We start from the raw sequence: 13,703 nt of genomic DNA, 5'->3' as shown, positions 1-13,703 counted from the left end.
CTCGTACATGAGGGCATCGTCATCGATGGGACGGCCGCGTCCGCCGACTCGGAAGCCGGTGTGTCCCGGCGGTGGAACGTCCTCGAATCGCTGCGGCTCAGCGCCTGCGGTCGCTATGACGAGTTCGGCGTGAAGCCGAACCGGACACGATGCCCCCCGCCCACACGCCTTGCAGACCCTGGGCTGGCCTTCGACGACATGCCGTCGGTTGAGGGTCACCGCCACGTCGAACATGACCGACTGGCGCAGTCCCGGGATGACTGTCAACGGCCTGCCCATCGTTGTCCCTTCACCGCGCGGCCTGTGATCCCTCGCTCCGGTGAAGCGGGGTCACCGTCGCGGGACGACCGGTTCGAGGCGCACCGGCATAATCGGTGGACCTCATCGGCGGCATCTGGAGAATCTGTGCGAAGCGGGTCCGGGCGTCCTGGTCGGTGAGTTTGAGGAGGTCGTCGAGGGCTGCCTGCATCGCCAGACTCGGCGGTTCAGGCTGTCTACGGTCCTCCCACGCGACGACGATCGAGGGAGGCACGCGAAGCCGTTCGGCGAACGCCCCAAGGCTGAGCCGCAGTGCCTCCCGCAACGCAAGGACTTCCCGCTCCCTCCAACGAGCGATCGCGACCGTGCATCCGCAGCCGGGAGCCGCGATCATCAGGCTGGATGGTGGGTTCGGCGGTACGGCTGCCTGATGGCGTAGCAGTCGTTCGTGTTCGGCTACCCACGCTTTATGGGTCCGCAGCATGGTGATCAGTTCCTGGAGCGTGTCGAACGCGTCCACCAGCGTTCCTTGCGCCCGGAGTTCGCGGTCGGCGCGCTCCCAGAAGCCACGGGTGATGGTGTTTCGCCCGATCTCCACGTTTGCGACCGAACTGCGGGAGTAGGCCGTCCGTTTGGCGAGGGCGGTCTGGGTCATGCCGGCTGCCCTGCGCCAGTGGGCCAACTGCCGCCCCAGCGCCCTCTGCAGGTCGCGAATCTGTTCAGGAGTGACGGGACCCGGGACGGTATCCATTCCGATCATCCGCCCCGTCCGCCGCGAAGTGCGTACAAGCGCGACCGGCCGCCACTGTTCACGAGGGGAGCGGCGTCCGGGTCGACTGGCCCGACAGGCAGGATCTCCATGACCACCATGAACCGTGTCGGCATCGTCGCCGACGCATCCGTTCGTGGCTGCGCTGCCGATTGGTGGTCCACGAAGCGCCGCAAGCGGGCCAGCGCTCCGCCCGTCGCCAACGCCTCGTCACAGCGACTCATGACATCCAGGCTGGCCGTACGCTCGGCCTTTTCGATCTTACCGAGCAGGTCCGGGCTCACGTACACCAGCGCCGCGAGCCGTGCCAGCGACAGCCCGCGCTGCTGCCGCCAACAGCGCAGCTCCGCGCCGAGGAAATGCCGGGCGGACACGTGGGGCCTCAACTCGGCCGGCTGCTGCCCCATCACGCTCGCCTGCGCCGATCGGCGAGTGAGTACACCCGCGCCCCACCACTGGCAGCCAGCGGTAGCGCCGAGAGTTCGGAACAGTCCTCGGGCATCGTGGTCAGTACGACGCGGACCGGCCCGTCAGGCCCACTGTCGACCGTGATCACAACCGCCGTGCCCGCCGCGACGCCGAGATGAACAGTGGGCGTCACATCCGCATGATCGTTCCGCGACGTGAGCGGTGTGGGCTCCGGCTCCCTCTCCCATGCCGGAGCTGGCACTGTCTTCGCGGCCTCGGCCGGTCGTCCGGAGCCGTAGATGACGTGCAGCCCGATTGAGGCATCGTTGTCCACGCCGAAGACCCCGCGTAGCCCCGCCCGGATGTGCGATCCCGGCCAGCGGGACTCACCGCGCTCCAGCCGGCCGACGTACCTGCTGTCAAGGCATGTACGTCGTCTCTGGTGCTCCCAGATCCACGCGTTGACCGCCTCGGCAACCTCCTGCCGCGACATCACTCGACCTGACCCCGTCGGCGACCGCCTCGCCAGTCGTGCGCGCCGCAGCAAGTCGTTAGGACTGCGTGGAGCCCTCGTTCGAGCGCCCGGTACGCCGTTCACTATCAATGCCCTCTCAAATTAGGCCACCGCGAAGGATAAAGGTCTGCTGGCGGACTTCAGCTTCCGTAGTCGCGGAGCTCCGTCACCCCTGCCTCCACGACGACTTCTGTGCTAGCTACACTTTCCGACGAATAGGTCGGCTCGTTTTGTCGCAGCATTGACCGGGGTTGTCGTGTCGTGCCCTGGATCGGTGCCGCTAGCAGGGGCGGATGCCGTGATCTATGGCGATTCCAGCCATATCAAGCGCTGAGGTAAGCTGATCAATCGTTGCTGCTGGCAGGTGGCCCTGGCCTAAACCGCTTGCCTTGATCAAAGCCCGCAGCGTCCCTTGGCGTTCGGAGGTGACGGCCGGATGATTGATGAGGTCGCGCGCCGCGTTGGCGTCCTCGTCGTGGATAGCATCCGCAACCAACTGTTTGGTCAGGCTGTCTACGACATCGGTTGGCAAGCTCACCGCGAGGTCCAGGGCCGTCAGTCCGATGCGAACGCGGAATACGGTGAGACCGGTGTTTCGTGGTATTGCTGACACTCGATCGATGAGGTCAGCGTGGTCGACGGGGATGCGACCCGCAGCCAGTTCCAGCCAGGTCATGAGGAGTCCATGCACCGCTTGCTCCCACGGCGTCTCGATCTTGGTGGCCGTGAGGAGAACCGCTGCTGACGGCCCTTCATCCTGCAGGAGATGGGTAACGACCGCGACCTGTCGTCCATCAAGGAGGGTAGGTCCGATCCCGTCGTATCGGCGCACATGGGTCACAACGTCGTCCCACCGCCCGGCAAGGGTGAGGGCGCGGATTCCGTCCGAGAGCAGGGTGCCGTGCAGCCAACTGATGATCTGGTGGAGTTCTTCGGGATCGGCGGGAAGTTGTCGAGGGTGTATCTCCAGGTCCTCCAGAAGAGCGGGACTGCCGCCGACGATTGCCGTGTACAGGTGGGTGAGTAGGCGGTACGCGCCGTCGCCGTCGCCTTCACGAATGCGCAGGCGAGCGAGGTTGACGACTGGTTCGAGAGCGAAGCGGGCCGTGTAGCCGTTCAGCGGGGCTTGGTTGAGGTAGAGGCTTGCGTGGCGGCGGCACCAGGCGCGGGCAAGGTTGGGGTCTCCGCAGTCGGAGGCGATGAGGGCGGCCCCGTTGAACACCATGGACGCCTTGTCCGGGTCGCATTCGCGGTGTGCGGTTTCGGCGAGCCTGACGAGCCGGTCTATTCGAGCATCCAGTGGTTTGGCGGGCGGTCGTTTGCGGGCGACGAGAGGGAAGCGGGCGGCGATGGTGGCGGCAAGAGACGGAGTCATGGTGTCCTCATCTGCTGCGGAAGGGCCGCATGGTGGCAACGAGGTGCGTCCCGGTCGTGCGTGACGTCTCAGCTGCGCTCGTCCCTGGGGCGCCGGGGCGGGACAGGACAGGGCACCGCCCCGGCGTGGATTCGGTCAGAAGGAGATCGTGAGGATGGTGTCGGATCGGCTGATGTCGTCGCGTCCGGCGGGCCGGGTTCCTGCGCGGTGGGCGGTGACGGTGGGCTGGTTGGGGCGGCCTGCCTCGTCCCATTGGTCGAGCAGGTTGGTCAGGTCGGTGACGAGCGCGTTGGCGTCCGGTCCGTGGGCGATCGCACCGAGTTCGTGGTGGCCGTCGCCGGTCTCCTGGAAGGCGAGGTAGGCGATGGTGCCGCCGTGGTAGATGGCGGCACCGGCCCATCGGTAGGCGGGGGTGACCAGTCCGCTGGTGCGGGCGGTGTCGCCGACGCCGAGGCGGCCGAACGGCGTGTTGGCGTGGACGAGGAGCCACAGGTCGAGGTGGCCGATGGGATCGGCGTCGCTGACCTGGATGCCGGTCCAGCGTTCGAGCCGAGGGTGGCTTAAGGCGCTGGCGAGGGCGGCGCGGTCGGGCTGATCGGTGGCGTCGAGTTTGAGGACCACGTCGGCGTCGAGGCGTACGTGGTGGTCGGTGTGTTCGGCGCTGCCGCGCATGGGGACGAATCCGCAGACCAGCGGCGTCGTGGTGCTCACCAACTGGTGGGGGCCGGTGCGGTCGAAGGTGAAGCACCGGGTCAGGCCGCTCTCGTGCACGCGCAGGGGCACGACGATGCGGCCGTGGTCGGCGAGTTGTTCCCACCAGGCGGCGGAGATGTCCCAGGCTCCGGCGGTGACGATGATCCGGTCGTAGGGCGCGTGATCGGGGTCGCCGAGGGCTCCGTCGCCGCAGACCACTGCGACGGTGTCGTAGCCGGCGCGGTCGAGGCCGGCGCGGGCGCCGTCGGCGAGGTCCTGGTCGAGTTCGATGGTGACGACCTTGCCGCCGGGGCTGGTCAGCTCGGCGAGCAGGGCGGCGTTGATGCCGGTGGCCGCGCCGATCTCCAGGACACGGTGGCCGGGTTGGGGGGCGAGTTGTTCGAGCATGTCCGCGACGAGGCTGGGGCTCGACGCTGATGACAACGCTGCACCGCTGGGGTCCCGTTTGGTGACGATCTGGCGGCGGGTGTAGACGGTTTCCAAGTCGACACCGGGAAGGAACTGCTCGCGGGGGACCGTACGGAACGCGTGCGCGACGGGGGCGGAGCGGATGTGGTCGCGCTGTTCGAGTGTGCTGACGAGTTGTTCGCGGAGCGTCGCGGCACTCGACGTTCCCGGTGCGGTGGGGGAAGTGTTCACTGCGTTGACCCTACTGTCGATCTTGGTGGCGGGTTGATAGCCGGATGGGGTGTCGAACGGGTGGTGGAAGGTGACGTTCACGGCCGCCGTCGCGAGCAGCCAGGTGTCAGCGGCGGAGATGCCGAGCCGGTTGAACAGGAACAGAAGGTGGTGGGTCAGCACCTCGCGTAGGTCGCGGGTCAGCGCGCCGTGCCGGTCGAGGAAGCCGAGGTCCGCGCCCGCCTGCTCGTGGGCTTGTGGCCATCGCGGGGTGGCGACCAGAGGGCTTTCGGCCGTGTCGTCGGCTGCGGTGATCAGGCGCTGCACGGCCGCGATGAGCCTGGGGCTCGGCGCGGGGGCGTTCGGCTGGTGCCGGCGCGAGGCGAGAAGCCGCCAGACGTCGCCCTGCTCGGAGAACTCCAGTCCGGCGGCGCGCATGAGGCGAGTGGCGAGCAGGACGCCGAGTTCACGCCGATGGGTGCCGCCAGCGGTGGCGAGATGGCCGAGGATGTGGCGGCTGTCCGCGTGGAAGAGGGTGTGGGCGATCGTCATTGCCTGGTCCCCGCCGAAGGCGTACGCCTCGGGCCGGTAGACGGGCTCGGTGACACCGCGGATGCGGTCGTCGTCGGTGATGGAGGCGAAGAGGGCGTAGACCTGGGCGAGCCGGTCGCCGGGCAGTAGCCGCAGCCGCCACGTCTCGCTCTTACGGATGAACCAGAAGGCGGTGATCGCCCGGTGGTCTTCCGCAGTGGTGAGCTCAGGGGCGAGCCGCGTTGCGGCGAAATCCTCAGCGGTCTGCCAGTCCGAGAGGGTCAGGTTGATCTGGCGCCATCGGCTCGCCGGCGCCACGCCTGGTGGCTCGGTGTCGGGTTCGGAATCGAGATCCACGAACGTTCTCCTCGTCTAGTTGATCAGCAGGCTGGTGGCCCAGCGGACGTCGGTGCCGGTCGCGATGGTGTGCAGGGTGAGGGCGATTCCGGCGGGTCCTGTGATCAAGCCGGATCGTGCCGGGGTGGTGTCCGTGGCGTGCTGGATCAGCAGGCACACGATCTGGGGCAGCTGTTTCTGGAGGCTGGTGGTGCGGGCGTCGTCGGCGGCGTACCAGGCTGTAGCGGCAAGCCCTGCCCAGCCGTGGCACAGCGACGGATCGACGATCCGGCTGAGTTGGAGGTGGTCGGCCAGGCAGCGGATCAGGGCCTCTTCTGCCGCCTCTTGCCGGGCGTCGTCGTCGAGAGCGATCCCGGCTAGCTGCTGGGCGCGGGCGACTCCGGGGGTGCCGTAGCACCAGGACGGCCGCGCCGGTCCGCTCATGGAGGGTTTCCCGGCGTGCAACTCCGCGACGGTGATCTTCTCTGGCCACCACGGTCCCGCAGGGCTTGTCTGCTGCCAGCGGTCGAGCCACGTGCAGATCCGGCGGATCGCCTCCGCGTGCCCCGGCACCCGGATGTTCTGCCGCATGGCCAGGGCCAGGAGAGCCAAAGGGCCGGCGATGCCGTGCGCCATGCCGAAGTTGGCATGTCCGCCCTGCTCCGGACCTTCGCGGTCGGCGGGGTCTGTGCTCCACCAACCCGGCGCGAGTCGGCCCGCCTCATCGTCGGTGTGCACCGGCTCGGTGAGTTGGACCAGGTACGCCAGCACCCGCCGGAGCAGATGTCCGTGCGGGGCGCGGCGCAGCAGGTGGGCTCCCAGGCCCGTCAGCCCGCGTACGAGGTCAAACTCCGACAGCGAGGGCCGGGCACCCGCCGCGAGGCGTGCAGTGGCAACGGCCAGGCGGCGTTCCACCAGGTCATCGAGAGCATGATCAAGCGCGTCCAGGGCTGCCGGGCGGGAGTGCGGCATGGCCATGGTCAGCGCGTGGGTGACAGCGGGTGCGCCGAACCAGAGCCCGGCTCCGCTGCCGCTGTTCAGCGCGTCAGCGGTCGCGCGTCGCAGCCAGGCATGGACCGGTTCCCACCCACCGTGTCCTGTCTGCGCTCGCACCCCGTGCAGGAGTGCCACCCCGGCGGCACCCCGGGACAGCGACTGGGCGTACCAGCGGGTACTGCGTGGCCCGTAGTCGTCCGCTGCGAAATCCGGGGGCGGCGGCTCGGTCAGGGTGGTGGTGATGCACGCGGCCATCGCCTCGGCCGCCCGTAGCAACGGTGTCCTCAGCGGTGCTCCGGTCATCAGGACGCTCCTACGGCACGAACCCGGCGACGCACCGCTGCCAGCGCGACATGGCGAGCCAACCGATACGTGAGCTGCTCGGCGTCTTCGTCGGGACCGAGAGCGCGAACGACGTGCAGGTGCATCAGCGACGCGAGCACCGAGGCGGGGGTGAGCGGGCCGGCGACGGCGGACAGTTCGGCTGCGTACCGGGTTGCGGCCCTGGAGCGTTCCTGCCATGCATGCTGGATGGGCTCGGGAAGTTCGCTCGGGTCGAGGGTGACCGCTTGACGCAGCACGTCCCGCTGGACCGGTGCCTGCCCGGTCTGCTCGGGGCGCGCCACCAGCCACTCGCATCCGTCGGTGCGGCTGCCGAGCATCGAGGCGGCCAGGTCGACCATGCTCAGGGCGGTCAGTGCCTGCCGATCGATCCCAGACGAGGGCTGCGCTACCAGCTGCGCCAGGGCTGCGGTGGAGTCAGCGGCGAATAACCTCTCGGCTGCTGCCAGCGCGGTGCCGCAGCCGTACCGACCGGACTCGGGACGGTAGCTGTCCAGGCTCCAATCGCCGGTAAGGCGCTGCTGTCGGAGCCCGGCGACCCACCGCCCGACCCGTACCGCCGCGTCGCCGTAGTCATCGGTGTGCAGTCGTAGTCGAAGATGCGGGGTGGGGCGTTGCATGCGCACGAACCACCACAGCGGCGGCTCGGGCCAGTCGGCGAACAGTGCTGGCAGCCCTCGCATCAAAACCAGCTCCATCGTCGAAGGCTCGACGGCCACCGAAGCGGACAGCAGGCGACTGGCACCCGGTATGAGCGGCTCGGGGGGAGCGGGTGGGGGCCACGCGTCCCGCGCGGTAACCGCAGCCGGAGCGGCAGCGGGCGTAGCCGTCGAGGCGACTGGCACGACGATCTCGTGGGCGCGGCCGGAGAGCCAACCGAAGTCCTCCGGGCTCGCTGCGTCCACCACGGTTATCGGGCCGGTGTTGGCGTCCAGGTGGGCACGTAACAGGGCACGATCCATGGACTGATCGAGGTTGAGTCGAAGCCTCTGGTCGCCGTTGCCGATCTGCACCCATGCCGGTAGCCGCAGCCTGGTCCGCAGCGCCTCCCAGGCGGTCAACCATTCTTCATCGCTTGCGTCCGCACCAGGCAGGGCAGTCGGATTGACGCGCCACCGGGCCGCCGCCAGGAGGGCGCGGCCATACTTCAGCGCGGGTCGGAACGGCAAGCAGGAAGCCGCACCCCAGTCGAACGGTTTCAGCCGGGCATCCGTGGCTCGCGGCAGCTCCAGGAGAAACCGGCCGAGCAGCGGCATCGTGTGTACGGCGGCGGCGTGCGCCACTGTCGGCTCCACCACCCGCCGCCGCGACATCGACACCAGCACCAGCCGATCACGGCCGGCGGTCACACCGAGGTCGTCGAGGCCAATCACATTCTCGGCCACGGGCCGGTGCTCGGCCAGGCTGACCAGCCACGGAAGTACCTGCCGGGAGTTGAGCACGTTCTGGGTGTGTAGCTTGCGCGGCGGGAAGCTCAGCTGCGCCCGCATGGCCCCGGCCACCGCGACAGGAAGGCGTGCGAACTCCCGGCACATCAACTCCCGGTCGGCGTAGGGCAGCCCGTCGAGGAAGCGCCCGCTCGTCGCCATCGCCGAGCGGCCCATGCCGGTCAGCGCGACAGTGAACCGTCCTTGTGCCAGTGCCTCCAGCGAGACCGCGCGGACCTCTGCCGAGATGTCGACGTGAGGGCTGGCAGGTCCGGTGGCTCTGCCAGTGCCGGCGAGCCATTCGACGGCCGTGTCATCGAGAACCACCTCACGAGCACCGTCGACCAACGCCTCCTGAGCCATCGCGAGCAGGCGCTCGTCACGGCCGGACAGCAGAGCCGCAGGCGCGTCGGCCACGGTGCCGAAGTGTTCTGGGTAGCCCATCCCGACGAGCGGATCTACCAGCTGAGCGAGCGGCACCACTGCCGTCATCCCGTAGCGGTCGACGAACCGGGCACGGTACGCACGCCACTCTGGCCGCCCCGCCGGATCTGGCGTCAGCCGTCGTAGCACCTCCACCGATGCGGCGATCTCGGCGGCGACCTGCTTCGGCAGGGCGACCTGATCCGCGAGCTGAAGATCCACCGCGAGCGGCTGGGTGGCCGGTGCCACGCTGCGCATGTGGTCGGCGAGGCCACGAAGGTACGTCGCGTTCCCCGCGCTGGTACCTCCGAGACGACGATGCAGCGAGCGCAGTTCGGCCCGAAGGGCTCGCTGTCCCTCAGGATCACCGTCGAACGCCGCATCGAGTGTGTCCAGGACATGCCTGATCGGGTCCGTGCAAGTCGATGGGGGTCGGAGAGCGGAGATCAACACGCCGTGATCCACCAGACCGGCAACCATCGCATCAGCGGACGCGCGCGGGAAACCTGGAAACGCAGCAGCGACCCTGTCGACCAGCTCAGCCCACGGCAAGGGGGCAGAGGCGAGCGACACCGCCAGCCGTACCGCTGCGGTGTTCCTCACCGAGGTCGACTCCGCACTTGCAGAGGCGTGCGGCCGGCGCGCCACGACGATCCGAGGCCCGTTCACCAGCGCCAGGTTGTTCGCCTGCAAGGGCAGACGGCGGCGCATGTCGGGCTCAGCTTCAAGGCGCGCAATCAGGGATGCGAGCCAACTCGCGTCCGGCCGTACCCGGATCGCGGGCCGCACTGCCGGCACCACCGCAGCCACCGTGTCGACCCGCAGGGTCGCCACCCCCGAGAACAACCCGAAGGGCGTCGCACGCCGCTGCGCACGGACCAGATACCGCGCCAGCGCCAACGCCATCCGCCACCCTCGGTCCGGAGTAGCGCCCCCTGTGGCGAGCACCGCTTCTACGCGAGCAGCGAACTCAGGGCTGGCGGCCCAGACAGATTCGGCCAGGCCGACCTTCCGCCACGTCGCTTGCAACCAGTCCGCGATACCGGAGGCGTCGCTCCGGTCCGGCCAAGGCGCCGGGCCGTCGGGCCATGAGTGAGCGGCAATGCGGATCGTCGCGGCATCGACCGACCGAAACATGAATCCTCCTCCTTTCGTCACGAGGTGCTCCTCCGGGGACGTAGCTGGATGTGGGTGTGCTGGTTCCGGCAGGCATCGGGGGGATCGCCTGCCGGAACCAGCGGGGGGTGTTCGATCAGCAGTCGCTGCCCTTCACGGTGTCGCAGCCGTCGTCCGTGTCGGCCAGCAGGGCGGCGGCGACCGGACCCTCCGTGACGATCTGCACGTCGAGCTCGAACGGGTCGTTGCTGACGGCGAGCAGGCTGTTCATGGCAACCTCCAATGGGGCTGGGATGATGTGGGCAGGTAGCCCCCGCAGCTACCGGCACGTTGCTGGCGGATCGATTCGCCTTTTCTGGAACGGCGTCCAAGGAGAACTCGCGACGTTCGGCCTGCCCGCCGCCACGCCCTCCCCGGCAGTGACAGCGGGCAGGAGCCTCAGGTACGCCGGACGAGCACCAGATCTTCCGGTGCAGCGCCGACACGGACGTAGGCCAACACTCGGGCGAAGAGTGCACCCGCCGTCCATCTGCGGATTCCAGCGGACAAAGTGGCAGGCCGCACCCCTTACAGACCAGCAATCCCCACAATGGGTAGAGATGGTCGGGCAGACTCGTGCCCCCCACCATCGCGGCGAAGATCTTCATGGCGTGTAGCCGGGATCGACATTCCGGTCGGCCGCACCCGCACCCTTGCGGCACCGCCGGATGCGTCCGGTAAACGTCGATAGCAAGGTTGACCATGCGCGAGCTATTCAGACTCGACACGAGCACGCCCGCCGTGGCACCTGCGCTTTGACCATCGCCTGGAGCCGGCCGCACCCCTCCGCTACCGCCGCAAGCCCCGGTAGCGTTGATGGCGATCAGCGTTGCGCTTGTGGCGTCCATGCCGCTCCTCCCGCACCCTCAGACGTGGGGAGTCCGTCGCGAACCTGGCGCCGCATGACCCCACTCGAAGCCGTAGACACATCGCTTGTGGTGCTTCCACGATCGCGGTTCTTGCGTAGCCCCGGGAACACCGATCAATGGGGAAAGTTTGGGGGAGACTTACCGGTCGCCGCGCGATTGACCAGGGGTTTCCTTGCGGAAAGCATGATCGGCGCTGGCGGTGATCGGCAAAACAGGCGTTACGCTCTCGTCGCCGGGGTCCAGGCGGGATGGATCGCCGGGGCTATTCGCGTCTCTCGCCGGGAGTGTCGTTGATCAGTCCATATGTGCGTCGTCGCCGGCTCGCTACCGAACTCGTGCGGCTACGGGAGGAACACGGCTACTCCGCTGAGCGGCTTTGCAAAGAGACAAAGATCGCCAAGCAGAAGCTGAGCCGTTTGGAAAACGCGAGAGTCTGACCAGATCAAGACGAGATCATGCGAATCCTCGACCACTTTCGGGTTGACGAGCAGCGGTGGGAAGAGATCATGGCCATCGCTCGCGAGTCCCAGGAGAACGGCTGGTGGGAGAAGTTCCGCGTCGAGATGGGACCACGCCAGGCCCTCTACGCGGACCTGGAAGCCGGTGCAGAGCACATCGCCGAGTACCACATCACCCTGCTGCCGGGCCTGTTGCAAATCCCGGCGTACACCGAGGTTCGCGCGGTGGCAGATCGCGCTGCCTACCCACGCAGGTTCACCGTTGCGCGAGCGCTAGAAGCTCGAGCTGCCCGACAACGGGTCCTTGACAGACCCGGCGGACCCGCCTACGAGGTGATCATCGATGAGCTCGCAATCCGGCGGCACGCCGCACCGCCGGAGGTCGTCCGCGCGCAGCTTGACCACCTGATCAACGTCGGTCACGAGAAGCAGAAGATAACGATCCGGGTACTGCGGCTGACCGCGCGAATCGCTGGCAACGTGGTACCCCGGTCGTCGTACTTCAGCTACCGATACCCCGACCCGAGCGATCCGGTGGTCGTCGCGGTCGACACCATCACCAGCGACCTCGTCCTCACCGACCCGGACGAGGTTGCCAACTACGCCTCCCTGTACGAGCGCCTGCGTTCCGCGGCCCTCAGCCCCGCCGACAGCCTCGACTTCCTCGCCAGCGTGGCGGAGGAACTGCCCGACTACACCAGGAGATGACCATGCACCCCGAGAAGTTCACCAACTGGCGGAAGTCCAGCCGCTCCGGCGGTGGCGACAACTGCATCGAGGTCGCCTTCGCGTTCGACGGCACCGTGGGGATGCGGGATTCGAAGGACCGGACGGGACCAGTGCTGGGGTTCACCCGGGGTGAGTGGACGGCGTTCACTGACGGCATCCGCGACGGTGAGTTTGACGCACACTGAGCTGCTGTGTCGTCGGCGCGCCCGGGAAGCCGGGCGCGCCGCGCTGACCTCGGCCGACCTGAGTGTCACCGCTTGGCAGGCGCAGTTCATGCTGGCCGGCGTAGTGCCCTGCACGCCAATCTCGCGCCGGCTCGGAAGAAGCCGGACCCTGGTGCGAGCATGAAGGTGAAGGTTGCGTGCTCCTGTCGACTTGTTCTCAGCTCAGCGCATCGAGACTAACGTCTGCTCGATGTGTTCGAAGATGTCCGAGTCCGTCTCCCGCTGCCACTCCGGCATGTCTGACCAGTCGGCCACGTAGGAAGCCTTCGGGCTGGGAAAGTGTTTGAAGATCTGCGCAATCCAGCACAGGGCGACGAAGCGTCCTTTCTGTTCACGGGTCAGCTTCGCGGTTGCGCCGTCGGCTGCCTCGATGAACTGGCGGACCTGCTCATACACTGCGACGGCACTCTCCCGTTCCCAGTCGGGCGTATCCTCCCAGGGCGTGACGTAGCCCGGTTTCGGTTCGCCCGGGTAGTGCTTACGGACTCCCGCGATCCATGCCTCGCGGAACACGCGCCCCGGTTCTTCGACCTGCACGCTGGTCCTCCCTCTGGTCGTGTCAGTTCCGTGCCCTTATCAGGGCATTGATCTGGCTGTTGAGATGCCGCACGTGAGTGTCGGCAAGGAACGGCTGCAAGTGGTGGTGTAGTTGGTTAAGTTTGGAACCGACCACGCCCGAGCCGCTTTGGCGGGCAGTATCGAGGGCGGCGCTGCCGTAGAGCACGATCTGGTGAACGTCGCTACGGTGAACTCCGACCAAGGCGAGGTCCGTCAGAACGGTTCCGCGTCGTCGCGTGGAGAGGCTTTGCGACAGAGCACCGGACAGCACCGGCTCGGCCAGGTCTGGGCGCCTCAACTCGACGTAGCAGGCTCCGCGTTCCTCGGCGAGCCGGGAGCCGTCGAAGCGCAACCATCCGCCGTTGTGCACCTGGCCGGGCAGGTGGTTGACCTCTTCGGCTTGGTCGAGCGCCCGCCGGCATCCGCTGAGGTCGCCGAGGCCCGCGAGAGCCTGTGCCCGCACAGTGTGCGCCCAGTGCCGGGTCGACAGCGCGCTGTCCCCGTTCTGAGCCAGGCCGGTGGCAACGTCCAGCATCGGTGCCGCGTGCCGGAAGTCGCGCTCGTAGACGCTGATGAAGGCGTGGCGGATCATCGCGCACGCCCAGAGGTCGTAGGCAGCGGCTTCTCGGGCGGCGGTCGCTGCCAGGGTGTAGCAGTGTGCGGCCTCGCTGTACGCGTTCGCGTCGAACGCGACCTCGCCGGCGAGCTGGAGCAGGTCGGCGGTGACCCCGCAGAGCCGACGGTGCACGAGTGTCGTGTGGGAGCGACGTAGGTTCGCCGTGAGCGTCGTCAGCTGACGGTTGACCAGCGGTGATACTGCTGCCTTGGACTCGGCCGCGCCGAACGCCGCCCACAGCTGGGCGTTCAGCCCCTCGTACTCGTCGAGGGTCGCTGGGTCTAGTCGCAACGCCGCTCGGTTAAGGTCCGGCGGGTGTTTCGCAATGGTTTGTGATGATGTCGATCGCGATGGTGGCTTTGTAGCTATGCCGGTCTACGTTG

10 protein-coding genes and 2 pseudogenes are annotated in these 13,703 nt (G+C 67.9%); 2 read left to right on the top strand and 10 right to left on the bottom strand.

Annotated elements, in window-relative coordinates; all coding sequences use genetic code 11:
- Window positions 1–289: 289 nt before the first annotated feature.
- The 8 genes from ACGFIZ_RS25145 to ACGFIZ_RS25110 all read right to left on the bottom strand — a co-directional run bounded on the left by ACGFIZ_RS25145 (window position 290) and on the right by ACGFIZ_RS25110 (window position 10,098).
- Complete coding sequence (locus ACGFIZ_RS25145; RefSeq protein ID WP_393423178.1) at window positions 290–1,009, bottom strand: helix-turn-helix domain-containing protein; 720 nt, start codon at window positions 1,007–1,009, stop codon at window positions 290–292.
- A 5-nt stretch (window positions 1,010–1,014) separates the two neighbouring features.
- On the bottom strand, window positions 1,015–1,434 hold the full coding sequence (locus tag ACGFIZ_RS25140) for a multiprotein-bridging factor 1 family protein (RefSeq protein ID WP_393423176.1): 420 nt from the start codon (window positions 1,432–1,434) through the stop codon (window positions 1,015–1,017).
- Complete coding sequence (locus ACGFIZ_RS25135) at window positions 1,434–1,769, bottom strand: hypothetical protein (RefSeq protein ID WP_393423066.1); 336 nt, start codon at window positions 1,767–1,769, stop codon at window positions 1,434–1,436. Before ACGFIZ_RS25135 ends, ACGFIZ_RS25140 begins: the two co-directional genes overlap by 1 nt.
- 460 nt (window positions 1,770–2,229) lie before the next feature.
- A complete protein-coding gene (locus tag ACGFIZ_RS25130) occupies window positions 2,230–3,324 on the bottom strand; it encodes a hypothetical protein (RefSeq protein ID WP_393423065.1) in 1,095 nt (364 codons plus the stop codon).
- A 135-nt stretch (window positions 3,325–3,459) separates the two neighbouring features.
- Complete coding sequence (fxlM, locus tag ACGFIZ_RS25125; protein ID WP_393423063.1) at window positions 3,460–5,544, bottom strand: methyltransferase, FxLD system; 2,085 nt, start codon at window positions 5,542–5,544, stop codon at window positions 3,460–3,462.
- Window positions 5,545–5,559: 15 nt separating this feature from the next.
- The gene (locus ACGFIZ_RS25120; protein ID WP_393423061.1) at window positions 5,560–6,822 is read right to left on the bottom strand and encodes a lanthionine synthetase C family protein; all 1,263 of its coding nucleotides are present in this window, start codon (window positions 6,820–6,822) and stop codon (window positions 5,560–5,562) included.
- Complete coding sequence (locus ACGFIZ_RS25115; protein WP_393423059.1) at window positions 6,822–9,848, bottom strand: lantibiotic dehydratase; 3,027 nt, start codon at window positions 9,846–9,848, stop codon at window positions 6,822–6,824. The genes ACGFIZ_RS25120 and ACGFIZ_RS25115 overlap by 1 nt, the downstream gene beginning before the upstream one ends.
- A 115-nt stretch (window positions 9,849–9,963) precedes the next feature.
- Window positions 9,964–10,098, bottom strand: a complete 135-nt coding sequence (locus ACGFIZ_RS25110) for an FxLD family lanthipeptide (protein ID WP_016815038.1) — start codon at window positions 10,096–10,098, stop codon at window positions 9,964–9,966.
- Between the two features lie 927 nt (window positions 10,099–11,025).
- Here ACGFIZ_RS25110 and ACGFIZ_RS25105 point away from each other — a divergent pair.
- Together ACGFIZ_RS25105 and ACGFIZ_RS25100 are read left to right on the top strand one after the other, a co-directional pair.
- Window positions 11,026–11,901: pseudogene (locus tag ACGFIZ_RS25105) on the top strand (helix-turn-helix domain-containing protein).
- Complete coding sequence (locus ACGFIZ_RS25100; RefSeq protein WP_393423057.1) at window positions 11,898–12,107, top strand: DUF397 domain-containing protein; 210 nt, start codon at window positions 11,898–11,900, stop codon at window positions 12,105–12,107. The pseudogene ACGFIZ_RS25105 and the gene ACGFIZ_RS25100 overlap by 4 nt, the downstream one beginning before the upstream one ends.
- A gap of 201 nt (window positions 12,108–12,308) precedes the next feature.
- Here the strand turns inward: ACGFIZ_RS25100 and ACGFIZ_RS25095 are convergent, their stop codons facing one another.
- Together ACGFIZ_RS25095 and ACGFIZ_RS25090 are read right to left on the bottom strand one after the other, a co-directional pair.
- Window positions 12,309–12,683, bottom strand: a complete 375-nt coding sequence (locus ACGFIZ_RS25095; RefSeq protein ID WP_393423055.1) for a hypothetical protein — start codon at window positions 12,681–12,683, stop codon at window positions 12,309–12,311.
- Window positions 12,684–12,705: 22 nt separating this feature from the next.
- Window positions 12,706–13,608: pseudogene (locus tag ACGFIZ_RS25090) on the bottom strand (transcriptional regulator); the annotation flags it as partial.
- Window positions 13,609–13,703: the final 95 nt, after the last annotated feature.

It is taken from the genome of Micromonospora sp. NPDC048830 (genome assembly GCF_043198215.1).
Classification (GTDB): domain Bacteria; phylum Actinomycetota; class Actinomycetes; order Mycobacteriales; family Micromonosporaceae; genus Micromonospora.
The sequence above is the reverse complement of the archived record's forward strand: the minus strand, read 5'-3'. Positions and strand labels throughout refer to the sequence as shown.

What these genes read in the sequence shown, in the direction of transcription:
- ACGFIZ_RS25120 (WP_393423061.1), bottom strand. Translation starts at nt 6,822, where the DNA reads ATGACCGGAGCACCGCTGAGGACACCGTTGCTACGGGCGGCCGAGGCG.
- ACGFIZ_RS25140 (WP_393423176.1), bottom strand. Translation starts at nt 1,434, where the DNA reads ATGGGGCAGCAGCCGGCCGAGTTGAGGCCCCACGTGTCCGCCCGGCAT.
- ACGFIZ_RS25110 (WP_016815038.1), bottom strand. Translation starts at nt 10,098, where the DNA reads ATGAACAGCCTGCTCGCCGTCAGCAACGACCCGTTCGAGCTCGACGTG.
- ACGFIZ_RS25100 (WP_393423057.1), top strand. Translation starts at nt 11,898, where the DNA reads ATGACCATGCACCCCGAGAAGTTCACCAACTGGCGGAAGTCCAGCCGC.
- ACGFIZ_RS25115 (WP_393423059.1), bottom strand. Translation starts at nt 9,848, where the DNA reads ATGTTTCGGTCGGTCGATGCCGCGACGATCCGCATTGCCGCTCACTCA.
- ACGFIZ_RS25130 (WP_393423065.1), bottom strand. Translation starts at nt 3,324, where the DNA reads ATGACTCCGTCTCTTGCCGCCACCATCGCCGCCCGCTTCCCTCTCGTC.
- ACGFIZ_RS25145 (WP_393423178.1), bottom strand. Translation starts at nt 1,009, where the DNA reads ATGGATACCGTCCCGGGTCCCGTCACTCCTGAACAGATTCGCGACCTG.